General features: G+C 71.6%; 18 protein-coding genes. 16 read left to right on the top strand and 2 right to left on the bottom strand.

The genetic code is table 11. The features are described 5' to 3' along the window. Positions 1-202 precede the first annotated feature (202 nt). Both ACZ7LY_RS07320 and ACZ7LY_RS07315 read right to left on the bottom strand, forming a co-directional pair. Positions 203-1564 (bottom strand): carbohydrate-binding protein, encoded by a 1362-nt coding sequence (locus ACZ7LY_RS07320; protein WP_471623544.1) that lies wholly within the window; start codon positions 1562-1564, stop codon positions 203-205. Positions 1565-1780: 216 nt separating this feature from the next. Further along, complete coding sequence (locus tag ACZ7LY_RS07315) at positions 1781-2749, bottom strand: LysR family transcriptional regulator (protein ID WP_471623543.1); 969 nt, start codon at positions 2747-2749, stop codon at positions 1781-1783. Between the two features lie 264 nt (positions 2750-3013). Here ACZ7LY_RS07315 and ACZ7LY_RS07310 point away from each other — a divergent pair, with 264 nt between their 5' ends. From ACZ7LY_RS07310 to rpsQ, 16 genes are all read left to right on the top strand, one after another. Then, the gene (locus ACZ7LY_RS07310; RefSeq protein ID WP_471623542.1) at positions 3014-6022 is read left to right on the top strand and encodes a sensor histidine kinase; all 3009 of its coding nucleotides are present in this window, start codon (positions 3014-3016) and stop codon (positions 6020-6022) included. Then, the gene (locus ACZ7LY_RS07305; RefSeq protein ID WP_471623541.1) at positions 6019-6456 is read left to right on the top strand and encodes a roadblock/LC7 domain-containing protein; all 438 of its coding nucleotides are present in this window, start codon (positions 6019-6021) and stop codon (positions 6454-6456) included. The genes ACZ7LY_RS07310 and ACZ7LY_RS07305 overlap by 4 nt, the downstream gene beginning before the upstream one ends. 92 nt (positions 6457-6548) lie before the next feature. Further along, complete coding sequence (locus tag ACZ7LY_RS07300) at positions 6549-6911, top strand: DUF742 domain-containing protein (RefSeq protein WP_471623841.1); 363 nt, start codon at positions 6549-6551, stop codon at positions 6909-6911. Positions 6912-6926: 15 nt separating this feature from the next. Continuing rightward, on the top strand, positions 6927-7490 hold the full coding sequence (locus tag ACZ7LY_RS07295) for a GTP-binding protein (RefSeq protein ID WP_471623840.1): 564 nt from the start codon (positions 6927-6929) through the stop codon (positions 7488-7490). Between the two features lie 41 nt (positions 7491-7531). After that, positions 7532-8665, top strand: coding sequence for an FAD-dependent monooxygenase (locus tag ACZ7LY_RS07290; protein ID WP_471623540.1), 1134 nt, complete (start codon positions 7532-7534; stop codon positions 8663-8665). Positions 8666-9160: 495 nt separating this feature from the next. Further along, on the top strand, positions 9161-9469 hold the full coding sequence (gene rpsJ, locus ACZ7LY_RS07285) for a 30S ribosomal protein S10 (protein ID WP_003948644.1): 309 nt from the start codon (positions 9161-9163) through the stop codon (positions 9467-9469). An 18-nt stretch (positions 9470-9487) separates the two neighbouring features. Beyond that, entirely contained in the window at positions 9488-10132 is a 645-nt protein-coding gene (rplC, locus tag ACZ7LY_RS07280) for a 50S ribosomal protein L3 (protein ID WP_471623539.1), read from the top strand. A gap of 8 nt (positions 10133-10140) precedes the next feature. Beyond that, positions 10141-10794, top strand: coding sequence for a 50S ribosomal protein L4 (gene rplD / locus ACZ7LY_RS07275; RefSeq protein WP_471623538.1), 654 nt, complete (start codon positions 10141-10143; stop codon positions 10792-10794). Continuing rightward, on the top strand, positions 10794-11213 hold the full coding sequence (gene rplW / locus ACZ7LY_RS07270) for a 50S ribosomal protein L23 (RefSeq protein WP_471623537.1): 420 nt from the start codon (positions 10794-10796) through the stop codon (positions 11211-11213). Before rplD ends, rplW begins: the two co-directional genes overlap by 1 nt. Positions 11214-11252: 39 nt before the next feature. Continuing rightward, a complete protein-coding gene (gene rplB / locus ACZ7LY_RS07265; protein WP_161304259.1) occupies positions 11253-12089 on the top strand; it encodes a 50S ribosomal protein L2 in 837 nt (278 codons plus the stop codon). Positions 12090-12101: 12 nt separating this feature from the next. Then, on the top strand, positions 12102-12383 hold the full coding sequence (gene rpsS, locus ACZ7LY_RS07260) for a 30S ribosomal protein S19 (protein WP_403533367.1): 282 nt from the start codon (positions 12102-12104) through the stop codon (positions 12381-12383). Positions 12384-12425: 42 nt separating this feature from the next. Next, on the top strand, positions 12426-12773 hold the full coding sequence (rplV, locus tag ACZ7LY_RS07255) for a 50S ribosomal protein L22 (RefSeq protein WP_009327087.1): 348 nt from the start codon (positions 12426-12428) through the stop codon (positions 12771-12773). Beyond that, the gene (rpsC, locus tag ACZ7LY_RS07250; RefSeq protein WP_471623536.1) at positions 12773-13606 is read left to right on the top strand and encodes a 30S ribosomal protein S3; all 834 of its coding nucleotides are present in this window, start codon (positions 12773-12775) and stop codon (positions 13604-13606) included. The genes rplV and rpsC overlap by 1 nt, the downstream gene beginning before the upstream one ends. A gap of 5 nt (positions 13607-13611) precedes the next feature. Beyond that, on the top strand, positions 13612-14031 hold the full coding sequence (gene rplP / locus ACZ7LY_RS07245; protein ID WP_059424836.1) for a 50S ribosomal protein L16: 420 nt from the start codon (positions 13612-13614) through the stop codon (positions 14029-14031). Further along, entirely contained in the window at positions 14031-14255 is a 225-nt protein-coding gene (rpmC, locus tag ACZ7LY_RS07240; protein ID WP_017949657.1) for a 50S ribosomal protein L29, read from the top strand. The genes rplP and rpmC overlap by 1 nt, the downstream gene beginning before the upstream one ends. After that, complete coding sequence (gene rpsQ, locus ACZ7LY_RS07235) at positions 14255-14539, top strand: 30S ribosomal protein S17 (RefSeq protein WP_111663851.1); 285 nt, start codon at positions 14255-14257, stop codon at positions 14537-14539. Before rpmC ends, rpsQ begins: the two co-directional genes overlap by 1 nt. Positions 14540-14630: the final 91 nt, after the last annotated feature.

Below are 14630 nucleotides of genomic sequence, written 5' to 3'. Positions count from 1 at the left end.
CGGTCAATCAAGCCCCTCCGGCGATTGAGGAGCGGGGTCTGGGGCGGAGCCCCAGGGTTTGTCGCCGGGTGCGGGTTTCGTTGGAGCTGGGCGCGCCGTTCCCCGCGCCCCTGGCGGGGCTGATCTGGGCGCCCCCGGTGGGGACGGGTGTGGCCCGGGGTTTGGGGTCCCGGGCCACTTTTTCCCCCTCGGGTGGAGGAGCTCAGGCGCGCTGCCAGAGCGCGGGGACGTTCGGCGGCTCCCAGCCCGCCTGCGCCTGGTGCCCCTGGAGGCACCGGTACGTCACGCCGCCGTACGTCACCGTCGCCCCCGCCTGATAGACGGTCCCCGCGGCCCACGTACCGCCCGGGTCACCGGGGTCGCCGGGCCCGGGGCCCGGGTCGCCGCCGCCCGTGGTCTTCAGCGTCAGCCCGTAGTTCTGCAAAATGGGGTTGATCGGCTGGAAGTACGTCGTGCCGCCGCTCGTGCAGTCGCCGGAGCCGCCCGAGGTGACGCCCTGCGCCTGGCTGCCGGAGATGAACGAGCCGCCGGAGTCGCCGGGCTCCGCGCACACGGATGTGCGGGTGACGCCCGCGACCGTGCCCTCCTGGTACGTGACACTGGTGTTGAGCTGCTGGACCGTGCCGCAGTGCCACCCGGTCGTGGAGCCGGACCGGCACACGGAGGAGCCGACGGTCGCCTGGGTGGAGCCCGCGACCTGCGCGCTCGCCCCGTTGACGTTCGGGGTGGCGGTCCAGCTGGAGTTGGTGGCCACCCACGCCATGTCGTTCCCGGGGAAGATCGACGCCTGGAACGTGCCCTGCGCCACCCGGTTCGACCCGGTCGTCGTGGAGCCCGCCCGGCCGCAGTGCCCGGCGGTGGCGAAGCCCTGCGTGGTGCCGCGTGTGACGGGGAAGCCGATGGAGCACCGCGTGCTGTTGTCGATGTAGTACGCGTCGCCGCCGCGCAGGTCGTACAGCGGCCGGGGCCGCTCCGCGGTCCGCTTCACCCGTACGAGCGCCGGGTCCACGCCCGCGGTCTTGAGGAAGCCGGAGACCTTCGCGCCGGAGGCGGCCTCGACGACGAGGGAGTTGCCCTTGACGTCCACGTACCAGACGGGCGTCGCCCGCGTGTCGTGGCCGCGCGCCGCCCGGTCGAGGCGGGCCTTCGCCGCGTCGAGCGAGGTCAGCGGGGTGCGGACGACGTCGGCGTGGGCGCCGGCCGCTTCGATGGCCGCCACGTCGGAGGCGTCGGTGGTGGCGACGGTCAGCCGCGCGGACTCGGGGCCGCTGACCCAGGCGCCGGCGTAGTGGCGGCCGAGCGCGAGCCGGAGCCGGCCCGCGGTGGCGCCCGCCTCGGCCTCGTGGACGAGCCGCTGCCGGGCCTGCGCGCGGTCGAGGCCGAGGTCCCGGTGCATCGCGTCGAGCAGCGCGGGCGGGGCCGAATCGACGCGCAGGGCCTGCGCGGGGGAGGGGGCGGCGTGCGCCTGGTCGGTGACGAGTCCTGCGGTGAGCAGCGTGGCGGACGCCACGAGCGCGGCGCCCACGGCACCGGCCCGTCTACGCGGGACGTGCGGTTGAGGCATGGGGGTCTCCTCGTTCGTCGTCGGTGGGGCACGCGGCGGCGAGCCGGGCGCGTACGTGAGCTGCCGTACGGGCCTGACCTGCGGGGAGTGCGCGGGGAAGCGGTGTGCCGGGTGCCCCGGGGGTGGGGACGTGCCGTCACCGTAGGGGCGGGCGCGGCGGTGCCGTAAGCCGTCGGCCGACCCCCACGCCGGTGTTATGGAAGTGGCGCGCCCGCTTCAGCCGTCCGCGTGCCGGGGCCCGGTGCCGTGGGCCGTGCGCCAGCCGCGGTAGCTGTCGCTGAGGGCCGCCACCTCCTCGTGCGCCGAGCGGGCCTCGGCCAGCACGGTCCCGGCGAGGCCCCCGGGTTCGGTGGCGGGCCCGCGCCCGAGCAAGTGCCGCCAGCTCAGCGGCGTACCGGCGAGGGGGCGTGTGACGAGGCCCGGGGTGGGCGGGAAGGACGCCCGGCACAGGCCCACCGCCCGCCCCACCCGCACCAGATGGGCGCAGGACGCGGTGTCGGTCTCGTACAGCATGGAGGGCGCGAACCCGGCGCGGGCGCACGCGTCGCGGAAGCAGTCGCCGAAGCAGCCGTCGCCCGGCACGCACGCCCAGGCCGCGTCGGCGAGCAGGCCGAGCGGGATCTCGGGGCGGGCGGTCAGCGGGTGGTCGTGGGCCAGCATGACGAACACGGGGTCGACGGCCACCTCCTCCCACAGCAGTTCCAGGTCGCCGCTGCCGGGCGGCGCGGCCCCGCCGCAGGAGCCGGTGACGGCGAAGTCGAGCCGCCCCTCGACGACCCCGGCCGCCACCTCCCGCTCCGACCAGGACGTGAACGTCGTGACCCGCATCCCGGGCGCCGCGTGCCCGAGCCGGTCCACGAGCGCGCCGAGCAGCGGGCCGTGCGTCCCGCCGAGCCGCAGCACGTCGGGGCTGCCGGTGCGGGCCAGCCGCGCCGCCTCTTCGCGCAGGCCGCTGACGGCGGGCAGGACGACGCGGGCGCGGGCCAGCACCAGTTCGCCGAGCGCGGTGGCCCGTACGCCGTAGCGGCCGCGCTCGAAGAGGCGTCCGCCCAGCGCCCGTTCGATCCGTTTGAGCTGGGCGCTCAGGGCGGCCTGGGTCAGCCCGAGGTCCCCGCAGGCCCGCGAGAGGCTGCCCGCCTCGGCGATCGTGCGTACCGTCCTGAGGTGCCTCAACTCCAGCTCCATGCAAGGAGCTTGGTACCGGTCACCGGCCAGGGCAAGACGCTGGTACGTACCTGATGGCGGGGGCCGGTCGGGGGCAGGGTCCGGGAGTCGTCGTGACCGAAGTGTGGTGATCATGTGGGACCGGCGTCACAACAGTTTCCCTCATGTGACTAATATGCGCGCGTCGTAGTTGTGTGCGAATTTGAGCGGTCGTCAAGGCCGTTCCACGCCAAGGAGTTTGCTCTGCGTACGCGTGCGTCGTCATGGCGGAGCGTCGCGGCACCTGTGTCGCTGCGCACGGCCCTGCTGGTTCTGGCCTTCGTCCCCGGTATCGCGCTGATCGTCCTGTGGACGGTCACCAGCGGGCAGACCTTCCTGGACTTCCAGCGGCAGGCCGCTCAGGGGATGCTGGCCGACAAGGCCGGCCAGCCCTCCAACATCGTGTACTACAACCTCCAGGAGGAACGGCGGCTCAGCGCCGAGGTCCTGGCCCGCCACCCGGGCTCCGCCGCCGCGCTCACCGCGCAGCGCAAGAAGACCGACGCCGCCATCGACAGCTTCCGCGAGGCGTCCGACGTGTCCGCGGGCGACGCCCCCGGCGAGGTCCTGGACGCGGTCGCCGCCGCCCGCCGCGCCATCGACCAACTCCCCGCGCAGCGCACGCTCGTGGACGAGGGCGACCAGGGCCAGCAGGCCGTCGTCTACCGCTACTACACCGACCTCATCGCGGTCGACATGCGCCTGTTCACCGCGCTCAGCCACGTCGACAACGGCCGCATCACCACCCTGTCCCAGCCGCTCGTGGACCTGTTCTGGACCCGCGAGATGATCTCCCGCAGCGACGCCCTCCTCGCCCGCGGCGAGCGCTCCGGGCGCCTGAGCGCCGACGCCTGGGCCCAGCTCCGCCAGACCGTCGTCGCCCAGCCCTTCCTGTACGGGACCAAGGTCGTCCCCGGCCTCACCGACGAGGAACGCGCCACCTGGCGCCACCTCACCGGCGGCGACGCCTGGCGCACCAAGACCCGCCTGGAGGACCGGCTGCTGCGCCCGGCGGCCGCCGGCGCCAGCGGTTCCGTACGCCTCGACGTGGACGAGAAGGCCTGGCGCGGCGCCCTCGACTCGGTCATGCCGCAGATCGAGAAGCTCCTCGAACAGCGCACCGCGTACGTCGTCGACGAGGGCATGGGCGCGGTCAAGTCGCTGCTCGTCAAGATGGTCGTCACGAGCCTCGTCGGCCTGCTCGCCGTCATCGCCGTCATCTGGACCACCTGGCGTCTGACCCGCAGCCTGCGCCGCCGCATCGGCCACCTCCAGGCGCAGGCCGAATCGCTGGAGAAGGCGCTGCCCGAGGTCGTCGAGCGGCTCGGCCGGGGCGAGCGCATCGACGTGGAGGCCGAGGCAGCCGCCATCGAGGAGGGCGAACGGCCGCGCGGCGACGACGAGTTGGCGCAGCTCGGGCACGCCCTCAACCTCGCCCGCACCAGCGCCCTGAGCGCCGCCGTCCGCCAGGCCGACCAGCACCGCGGGTTCGAGAAGCTGCTCCAGCGCATCGCCCTGCGCACCCAGCGCCTGATCGGCCAGCAGCTCAAGAAGCTGGACGAGCTGGAGCGCCGGCACGAGGACCCCGAGGTGCTCGACGGCCTCTTCGACCTCGACCACCTCACCGCCCGGCTGCGGCGCTACGAGGAGAACCTCGTGATCCTCTCCGGCGGCACCCCGCACCGCCGCTGGCGCAAGCCCGTCCCGCTGCTCGACGTGCTCCGCTCGGCGCAGGGCGAGGTCCAGGACTACCAGCGCGTCGTCCTCGACATCGACGGCGGCGCCCGGATCGCCGCGCACGGCGTCGGCCCGCTCACCCACATCCTCGCCGAACTCATCGAGAACGCCCTGTCCTTCTCCCGGCCGCCGAGCCAGGTCGAGGTCCGCGCCGCCCGCGTCGGCCACGGCATCGCCCTGGAGGTCGAGGACCGCGGGCTCGGCATGGACGAGGAGCGGTTCGCCGAGATCAACGCCCTGATGACTCGCCCGCCCCGGCTCGACCTGCTCGCCGACTCCGAGGACGTCCGGCTCGGCCTGCACGTGGTCGCGCGCCTCGCCTCCAAGTACGGGCTGCGCGTGGAGTTCCGCTCGTCCGCGTACGGCGGCACCCGCGTCATCGTGCTCGTGCCCCGCGAACTCGTCGTCGAGGCCGGTGCCCCCGACCCCGCCGCCGCGCCCACCGGTCCCGTCGCCGTCCCCGAGCCGGCCGCCGCTTCCGCCGCATCCGCTGCCTCCGCCGCCGGTGACGGCGCGCTCCCGCAGCGCCGGGCGCGCGGGCGCGGGCCCGCCCAGGTCACCGAGCTGCGCCCGGCCGCAGCCCCGCTGCCCGCCGAGGTCCCTCCCGCCGAGGCGCCCGCCCCGGCAGGCTCCGACCCGCAGGCGGCGCCGCAGGACCCGTACCCGCGGACCGCGTCGCAGGACCCGTACCCGGAGATGCCCGCGACCGCCCGGACCCACCCGGCCGGCCCGTACGCCGGCGCGGACCGGGGCGATCAGGTGCACGGACGCGTCCTGGACGCCGGTCAGCCGTACCCGGCCGGGCAGTCGTACGCCGGGGGAGAGGCGTACGGGGAGCCGTACCCGGCGGGGGAGACCTACCCGGCCGATCCGGCGGGCCCGTACGAGAGCGCGGGGACCGCCGCCGACACCGCGCAGGCGCACACCGCCCACGCCCCGGAAGCCGCACCGGCCGCCCCGGACCCGTTCGGGACGCCGCCCGCGCAGACCGTGTACGGGAGCTACGGCACCCCCGGTGACGCGGGCGATCCCGAGGACGCCGAGGACTCCTTCGCCCCCTTCGGCACCTACGACGCCTTCCAGCCGCCCGCCCCGCAGCCGGCGGAGGACCCGCACCGGGCCGAGGACGGCGGGATCTACGCCCCGCAGCCCCCGGCGCCCTATATCACCGGCCTGCCCGCCGCGCCCGAGCCCGCCGCCCCCAGGCGCCCGCTCTCCCCGGAGGCTCCGCTGCCCCGGCGGGTGCGGCAGGCGAGCCTCGTCGACGAACTCCGCGTGGACCCCGTCTCCCGGCCCGCTCAGCCCCGCCCCCCGCGCTGGCAGGACGACCCGCTGCTGCGGCCGGTGCCGCGCCGGGCGGGCGCCACCATCGGCGCGTTCCAGCGGCGCTCCCGCGCGGCCCGCGACGGCGACGACACCACCACCTCGAACCGGCTGCCCGTCCCCGTGGCACCGGCCGACCCCGCACCGCCCGTCACCCCTCATCCCCCGAGACCCACGAGAGAAGAACGGTCATGACACGCACCCCCGCCACCCACCAGGACCTGGACTGGCTGCTCGACGGACTGGTGGACTCGGTGGCCGAGACCCGCAACGCCGTCCTGCTCTCCGACGACGGCCTCGTCGTCAGCCACTCCAGGACCATCACGCGCGCCGACGCCGAACGCCTCGCCGCGATCTGCACCGGCCAGCAGAGCCTCGCGCGCGGGGTCGGCCAGCTGTTCGACGGCGGAGTCGTCCACCAGGTCATCGTCGAACTCGCCGACCTGTGGCTCTTCATCATCGCCGCCGCCCAGGGCACCCACCTCGCCGTCGTCGCCTCCCAGGACGTCGACGCCGAGGTCATGTCCCTCGCCATGCACAACCTCGTCCAGCAGGTCGGCCAGAACCTCGGCACGCCCGTGCGCGGCGAGTTCGACGCCTTCGGTACCGGGACCGGGCCGGGCGCGTGAACGGGCCCGGGGGGAACCAGGGCCGCGCGGGGTACGACCGCCCCGGCTTCGGCCCCGAGGAGAGCGACCCGTACGAGGACGCGGGCGGCAGCATGGTCCGCCCGTACACCATCACCCGGGGCCGGACCGCGCCCGAGCGCGACGACCTCACCCTCATCACCGTGCTGACCACACGGGACGCCCCGCTCGACGAGCGCGGCGTGCCGCTGCGCCCCGCCCGGCTCCAGCCCGAGCACCGGATGATCCTCAACCGCTGCCGCCGCCCGGCCGCGGTCGCGGAGGTCGCCGCCGACCTCGACCTGCCCATCTCGGTGACCAAGATCCTGCTCGCCGACCTCGTCGGCCAGGGCCTGCTCTCCGCCCGCGCCCCGATCACGGTCGCGCACGCGGTGGGCGGGGGCGGCGCCGACCGGGGCCTGCTGGCCGCCGTACGTGACGGACTCCGGAGACTCTGAACCCACATGACGTCCATGACGCACAGTCAGGCGGCCCCCGCCGCCGTCAAGATCCTCATCGCCGGAGGCTTCGGCGTCGGCAAGACGACCCTGGTGGGCGCGGTCAGCGAGGTCGAACCGCTGCACACCGAGGAGTACCTCACCAAGGCCAGCGTCGGCGTCGACGACCTCGCGGGCGTCGACGAGAAGCAGACCACCACCGTCGCCCTCGACTTCGGCCGCATCACCGTCAGCGACGAACTGGTCGTCTACCTGTTCGGCACCCCGGGCCAGGAGCGCTTCTGGTTCATGTGGAACGACCTCGTCAACGGCGCGCTCGGCGGGGTCGTCATCGCCGACACCCGGCGCCTGGACACGAGCTTCGCCTCCATCGACTTCTTCGAGAGCCGGGGCATCCCGTTCGTCGTCGCCATCAACTGCTTCCACGGCCACAACACCCGCACCGAGGACGAGATCCGCACCGCCCTCGACCTCGACCCGTACGTGCCCCTGCTCATCGGTGACGTACGGCTGCGCGCCTTCGGCAAGGACGTGCTGCTCGCCCTCACCGACCACCTCATGAGCCTGCCCGTCGCCTGAGCCCGCGCGACGGCCCACCCGAACCCCTGGAGTCACCTGACATGGCACCCACCCTGCGCGTCCTGGTCCACGGCGGCGGCATCGGCGGGCTCACCCTCGCCACCGCGCTCGCCCGGCGCGGCCACACCGTCGAGGTCGCCGAGCTGCGCCCCGGCCTGGAGGCGCTCGGCGTCGGCATCATCCAGCCGACCAACGCGCTGCACGTCATGCGGGAGATCGGCGTCCTCGACGACTGCCTCAAGGCCGGCTTCGAGTGGGACACCCTCACCATCGCCGACCCGGCGGGCAACACGCTGGCCGCGATACCCCAGCCCCGCATGGAGGGCACGCCCGTCGCCAACGGCATCCCGCGCCCCGCCCTCGCCCGCGTGCTCGGCGCCGCCGCCGAGGCCGCCGGCGCGACCCTGCGCTTCGGCACCACGATCACCCACCTGGCCGACGACGGCACCGGCGTCGACATCACCCTGTCCGACGGCACCGCGGGCCGCTTCGACCTCGTCGTCGGCTTCGACGGCATCGGCTCCCCGCTCCGCACCCGCCTGTACGGGGACCGCTTCACGCCCGAGTACACCGGCTTCGCCAACTGGCGCGTCACCGTGCCGCGCGCCCCCGAGGTGCGCGGGGTCGTCATGGCCACGGCGGGCCAGGAGGCGAAGGCGCTGCTCACGCCCATCACCGACGAGCTGATGTACCTGGGCGCGGTCTTCGCCGAGGAGGACGGCTTCCGGCCCGACCCCGAGCGCGCCCACGAGCAGCTCGCCGCCCGCCTGCACATGTTCTCCGGCCCGATCGCGGACGCCCTCGCCGCCGTCACCGACCCGGCCGCGATCGTCTACTCGCGCATCTCGCAGGTGACGGTCGAGGAGCCCTGGCACGTCGGCCGCGTCGCCATCGCCGGTGACGCCGCGCACGCCAGCACCCCGCACATCGCGCAGGGCGCCGCCATGGCCGTCGAGGACGCCCTCGTGCTCGCCGAGTCCCTGACCGCCGAGCCCGACGTCGCCGCCGCGCTCACCGCGTGGGAGGAGCGCCGCAGGCCCCGCGCCCTGTGGGTGCAGGCCATGTCGCGCGCCGTGCTGCGCCAGGAGACGGGCTCCCCGACGACGCCGGAGGAGGACGAACTCCTGAAGGTCGGCATCCCCGGCGCCGCCCACGTCCTGGCCGAGCCCTACTAGGGCGCCTCCCTCGCCCCGGGGGGCGTCAGGCGCCCGACCTGCGCCGCGGCGCGCCGCGCTCCCCGGGGACGGGGCCCCGTCCGGTTTGACCTCGGTCACACACGGGGTAGTCTCTTCGGCTCGATTGGCACCCGGCATGCCCCGTATGGCAGACTAGCGGGGTTGCTCGGTTGAGTGCCGATGCTGCGCGCCTCCCGCCGGGAGGACCGGAAGCGAGTCCCACAGTACTCGTCGCCCCATCTGTCGCTTGCGGCAGCGCTGGAGCGGACGTACGGGAATCTTCCGGGAAGTGTCAGCGCGGGACCCGGCCAGGCACCTGGTGGGTTTCTTCCCCCAGCACACGCGGCCCCGGGCCGCAGACCCCTTAGCAGGGAAATCCGTACGGATATTTCTGTCAGCGGGACTGCGACACGCCCGACCGCGTGGGTCGGAGGAAGTGTGAAACAGGGCCCCCAGGTTCCAGAGCGTTACGAGAGACAGGACTACTAAGTAGCCATGGCGGGACAGAAGATCCGCATCCGGCTCAAGGCCTACGACCACGAGGTCATCGACTCCTCGGCGAAGAAGATCGTCGAGACGGTGACGCGTACTGGTGCGTCGGTCGCGGGCCCGGTGCCGCTGCCTACCGAGAAGAACGTGTACTGCGTCATCAAGTCGCCGCACAAGTACAAGGACTCGCGCGAGCACTTCGAGATGCGCACGCACAAGCGCCTGATCGACATCCTCGACCCGACGCCGAAGACCGTTGACTCCCTGATGCGACTCGACCTGCCGGCCGGTGTCGACATCGAGATCAAGCTCTGAGGCCGGGTGATCTGAGAGATGGCTAAGCAGATCAAGGGCATCCTGGGCGAGAAGCTCGGCATGACGCAGGTGTGGGACGAGAACAACCGTGTTGTTCCGGTCACCGTCGTCAAGGCCGGCCCGAATGTCGTGACCCAGGTCCGTACGAACGACACCGACGGCTACGAGTCGGTCCAGATCGCCTTCGGCGAGATCGACCCGCGCAAGGTGAACAAGCCCCTCAAGGGCCACTTCGCCAAGGCCGACGTCACCCCCCGCCGTCACCTCGTCGAGATCCGTACCGCTGACGCCAGCGAGTACACCCTCGGCCAGGAGATCGCCGCCGACACCTTCGAGGCCGGCGTGAAGGTCGACGTCACCGGCAAGAGCAAGGGCAAGGGCTTCGCCGGTGTCATGAAGCGCCACAACTTCCGTGGTGGCAAGGCGTCCCACGGTGCCCACCGCGTGCACCGCAAGCCGGGCTCGATCGGTGGCTGCGCCACCCCCGGCCGTGTGTTCAAGGGCCTCCGCATGGCGGGCCGTATGGGCAACGAGCGGGTCACCACCCAGAACCTGACCGTCCACGCCGTTGACGCGGAGAAGGGTCTGCTGCTCATCAAGGGCGCGGTTCCTGGTCCGAACGGCGGCCTCGTCCTGGTCCGTACCGCGGCCAAGGGGGCCTGAGGTAACCGATGAGCACCATTGACATCCTTTCGCCGGCTGGCGACAAGGCCGGGTCCGTCGAGCTCCCCGCGGAGATCTTCGACGTAGAGAAGATCAGCATCCCGCTGATCCACCAGGTCGTCGTCGCCCAGCTCGCCGCTGCCCGACAGGGCACGCACAAGACCAAGACCCGTGGCGAAGTCCGCGGCGGTGGCAAGAAGCCGTACCGCCAGAAGGGCACCGGCCGCGCCCGTCAGGGCTCGACCCGCGCCCCGCAGTTCGCCGGCGGTGGCGTCGTCCACGGCCCCGTGCCGCGTGACTACTCGCAGCGGACCCCGAAGAAGATGAAGGCTGCCGCTCTGCGTCACGCCCTCACCGACCGGGCCCGCAACGCTCGCATCCACGTCGTCTCCGGCGTGGTCGAGGGCGAGGTCTCCACGAAGGCCGCGAAGACGCTGTTCGGCAAGATCTCGGAGCGCAAGAACCTGCTCCTGGTCGCCGACCGCGCCGACGAGGCCGCGTGGCTCTCCGCCCGCAACCTGCCCCAGGTCCACATTCTGGAGCCGGGCCAGCTCAACACGTACGACGTTCTCGTCTCGGACGACGTGGTCTTCACCCAGGCCGCTTTCGAGTCCTTCGTGTCTGGCCCCAAGGCCGCTGACACCGAAGGGAGCGAGGCCTGATGGCTACGCGTCACCCGAGCATCGCCTCGAAGGCCGCCAAGGCCGCCAAGGCCGCGCGCGTCGCCAAGGCGAAGCGCATCGCCACCGAGGGCAAGATCGCTGTCGAGCCCACGCCGCTGAGCAAGAGCATCACGGACCCCCGTGACGTTCTCGTTCGTCCGGTCGTCTCGGAGAAGTCGTACGCCCTGCTCGACGAGAACAAGTACACGTTCATCGTCGACCCGCGTGCCAACAAGACCCAGATCAAGCAGGCCGTCGAGGCGGTCTTCTCGGTCAAGGTCTCCGGGGTCAACACGATCAACCGCCAGGGCAAGCGCAAGCGGACCCGCACCGGCTTCGGCCAGCGTGCGAACACCAAGCGCGCGATCGTGACCCTCGTAGAGGGCGACCGTATCGACATCTTCGGCCAGGCCTCCTAACGGAGCGCCCTGGTCCGAATATCGGACGAGGACTGAGAAATGGGAATCCGCAAGTACAAGCCGACGACGCCGGGCCGCCGTGGCTCCTCCGTCGCCGACTTCGTCGAGGTCACGCGGTCCACGCCGGAGAAGTCGCTGGTCCGCCCGCTGCACAGCAAGGGCGGCCGTAACAACTCCGGTCGCGTGACCGTCCGCCACCAGGGTGGCGGCCACAAGCGCGCCTACCGCGTGATCGACTTCCGTCGTCACGACAAGGACGGCGTGCCGGCGAAGGTCGCTCACATCGAGTACGACCCGAACCGCACCGCGCGCATCGCGCTCCTGCACTACGCGGACGGCGAGAAGCGCTACATCCTGGCCCCCCGTGGGCTCGCCCAGGGTGCCGTGGTCGAGAACGGCCCGGCGGCCGACATCAAGCCCGGCAACAACCTGGCGCTCCGCAACATCCCGGTCGGTACCACGATCCACGCGATCGAGCTCCGTCCCGGTGGTGGCGCCAAGTTCGCCCGCTCCGCGGGTGCCTCCGTGCAGCTGCTCGCGAAGGAGGGCTCGATGGCCCACCTCCGCATGCCCTCCGGTGAGATCCGCCTGGTCGACGTGCGCTGCCGCGCCACCGTCGGCGAGGTCGGCAACGCCGAGCAGTCGAACATCAACTGGGGCAAGGCCGGCCGCATGCGCTGGAAGGGCGTCCGCCCGACCGTGCGTGGTGTCGTCATGAACCCGGTCGACCACCCGCACGGTGGTGGTGAAGGCAAGACCTCCGGTGGTCGTCACCCGGTCTCGCCGTGGGGCAAGAAGGAGGGTCGTACTCGTGATCGCAACAAGGCGAGCAACAAGTACATCGTCCGCCGCCGCAAGTCGAACAAGAAGCGCTAGGAGCGGGTTTAGATGCCGCGCAGTCTCAAGAAGGGGCCCTTCGTCGACGACCACCTGATCAAGAAGGTGGACGCCCAGAACGAAGCCGGCACCAAGAACGTCATCAAGACCTGGTCCCGCCGCTCGATGATCGTTCCCAGCATGCTGGGTCACACGATCGCGGTGCACAACGGCAAGACCCACATCCCGGTGTTCGTCACCGAGTCGATGGTCGGCCACAAGCTCGGCGAGTTCTCGCCGACGCGCACCTTCCGGGGTCACGTCAAGGACGACCGGAAGTCGAAGCGCCGCTAAGGCGGGGTGGAATCGACTATGACTAACACCGAAGGGACAACCATGGAAGCCAGGGCCCAGGCGCGGTACATCCGCGTCACGCCCATGAAGGCCCGCCGCGTGGTGGACCTCATCCGTGGCATGGACGCCACGGAGGCTCAGGCGGTCCTGCGTTTCGCCCCGCAGGCCGCGAGCGTGCCGGTCGGCAAGGTGCTGGACAGCGCCATCGCCAACGCCGCGCACAACTACGACCACACGGACGCCTCGTCGCTGTTCATCAGCGAGGCGTACGTGGACGAGGGTCCGACCCTGAAGCGGTTCCGTCCGCGCGCCCAGGGCCGCGCCTACCGGATCCGTAAGCGGACCAGCCACATCACCGTGGTCGTCAGCAGCAAGGAAGGAACCCGGTAATGGGCCAGAAGGTAAACCCGCACGGGTTCCGGCTCGGTGTCACGACCGACTTCAAGTCGCGTTGGTACGCCGACAAGCTGTACAAGGACTACGTCAAGGAAGACGTCGCCATCCGTCGGATGATGACGTCCGGCATGGAGCGCGCCGGCATCTCGAAGGTGGAGATCGAGCGCACCCGTGACCGCGTGCGTGTGGACATCCACACCGCTCGTCCCGGCATCGTCATCGGCCGCCGCGGCGCCGAGGCCGACCGCATCCGCGGTGACCTCGAGAAGCTCACGGGCAAGCAGGTCCAGCTCAACATCCTCGAGGTCAAGAACCCCGAGACGGACGCGCAGCTCGTGGCCCAGGCCGTCGCCGAGCAGCTCTCGTCGCGTGTCTCCTTCCGCCGTGCCATGCGTAAGAGCATGCAGTCGGCGATGAAGGCGGGCGCCAAGGGCATCAAGATCCAGTGTGGCGGTCGTCTCGGCGGTGCCGAGATGTCCCGTTCGGAGTTCTACCGCGAGGGCCGCGTGCCCCTGCACACGCTCCGCGCCAACGTGGACTACGGCTTCTTCGAGGCCAAGACGACCTTCGGCCGCATCGGCGTGAAGGTCTGGATCTACAAGGGCGACGTCAAGAACATCGCCGAGGTCCGCGCCGAGAACGCCGCTGCCCGCGCCGGCAACCGCCCGGCCCGTGGTGGCAACGACCGCCCGGCCCGTGGTGGCCGTGGTGGCGAGCGTGGCGGCCGCGGTCGCAAGCCGCAGCAGCAGGCTCCCGCCGCCGAGGCCCCCAAGGCCGAGGCTGCCGCCGCTGCTCCGGCTGCTGAGAGCACCGGAACGGAGGCCTGACCGAAATGCTGATCCCCCGTAGGGTCAAGCACCGCAAGCAGCACCACCCGAAGCGCAGCGGTATGTCCAAGGGTGGCACGCAGGTTGCGTTCGGCGAGTACGGCATCCAGGCGCTCACCCCGGCCTACGTGACGAACCGTCAGATCGAGGCCGCTCGTATCGCCATGACGCGTCACATCAAGCGTGGCGGCAAGGTCTGGATCAACATCTACCCGGACCGCCCCCTCACGAAGAAGCCCGCCGAGACCCGCATGGGTTCCGGTAAGGGTTCCCCGGAGTGGTGGGTCGCCAACGTCAAGCCCGGACGCGTGATGTTCGAGCTGTCGTACCCCAACGAGAAGATCGCGCGTGAGGCGCTGACTCGTGCGGCGCACAAGCTGCCGATGAAGTGCAAGATCGTTAAGCGCGAGGCAGGTGAAGCGTGATGTCGGCCGGAACCAAGGCGTCCGAGCTGCGCGAACTGGGCAACGAGGAGCTTGTCGCCAAGCTCCGCGAGGCCAAGGAAGAGCTGTTCAACCTCCGCTTCCAGGCGGCGACCGGTCAGCTCGAGAACCACGGCCGGCTCAAGGCCGTCCGCAAGGACATCGCGCGGATCTACACCCTCATGCGTGAGCGCGAGCTGGGCATCGAGACGGTGGAGAGCGCCTGATGAGCGAGAAGACTGTGACTGAAGAGACTGCCGCCCGCGGCTTCCGCAAGACCCGTGAGGGCCTTGTCGTCAGCGACAAGATGGACAAGACCGTCGTCGTCGCCGTCGAGGACCGCGTCAAGCACGCCCTGTACGGCAAGGTCATCCGCCGTACGAACAAGCTCAAGGCGCACGACGAGCAGAACGCCGCCGGTGTCGGCGACCGTGTCCTCCTCATGGAGACCCGGCCGCTGTCGGCGACGAAGCGCTGGCGCGTCGTCGAGATCCTCGAGAAGGCCAAGTAGGTAATTCCCGCAAGGGAATTCCAACAAGTACAGCTCTGAGGGGCTTTCCCTCAGGGTTCGTTCCGCCAGGCTCGGCAGGGGCCCTCTCGTA

This window comes from Streptomyces sp. NPDC107550, from assembly GCF_055639095.1.
The sequence above is the reverse complement of the archived record's forward strand: the minus strand, read 5'-3'. Positions and strand labels throughout refer to the sequence as shown.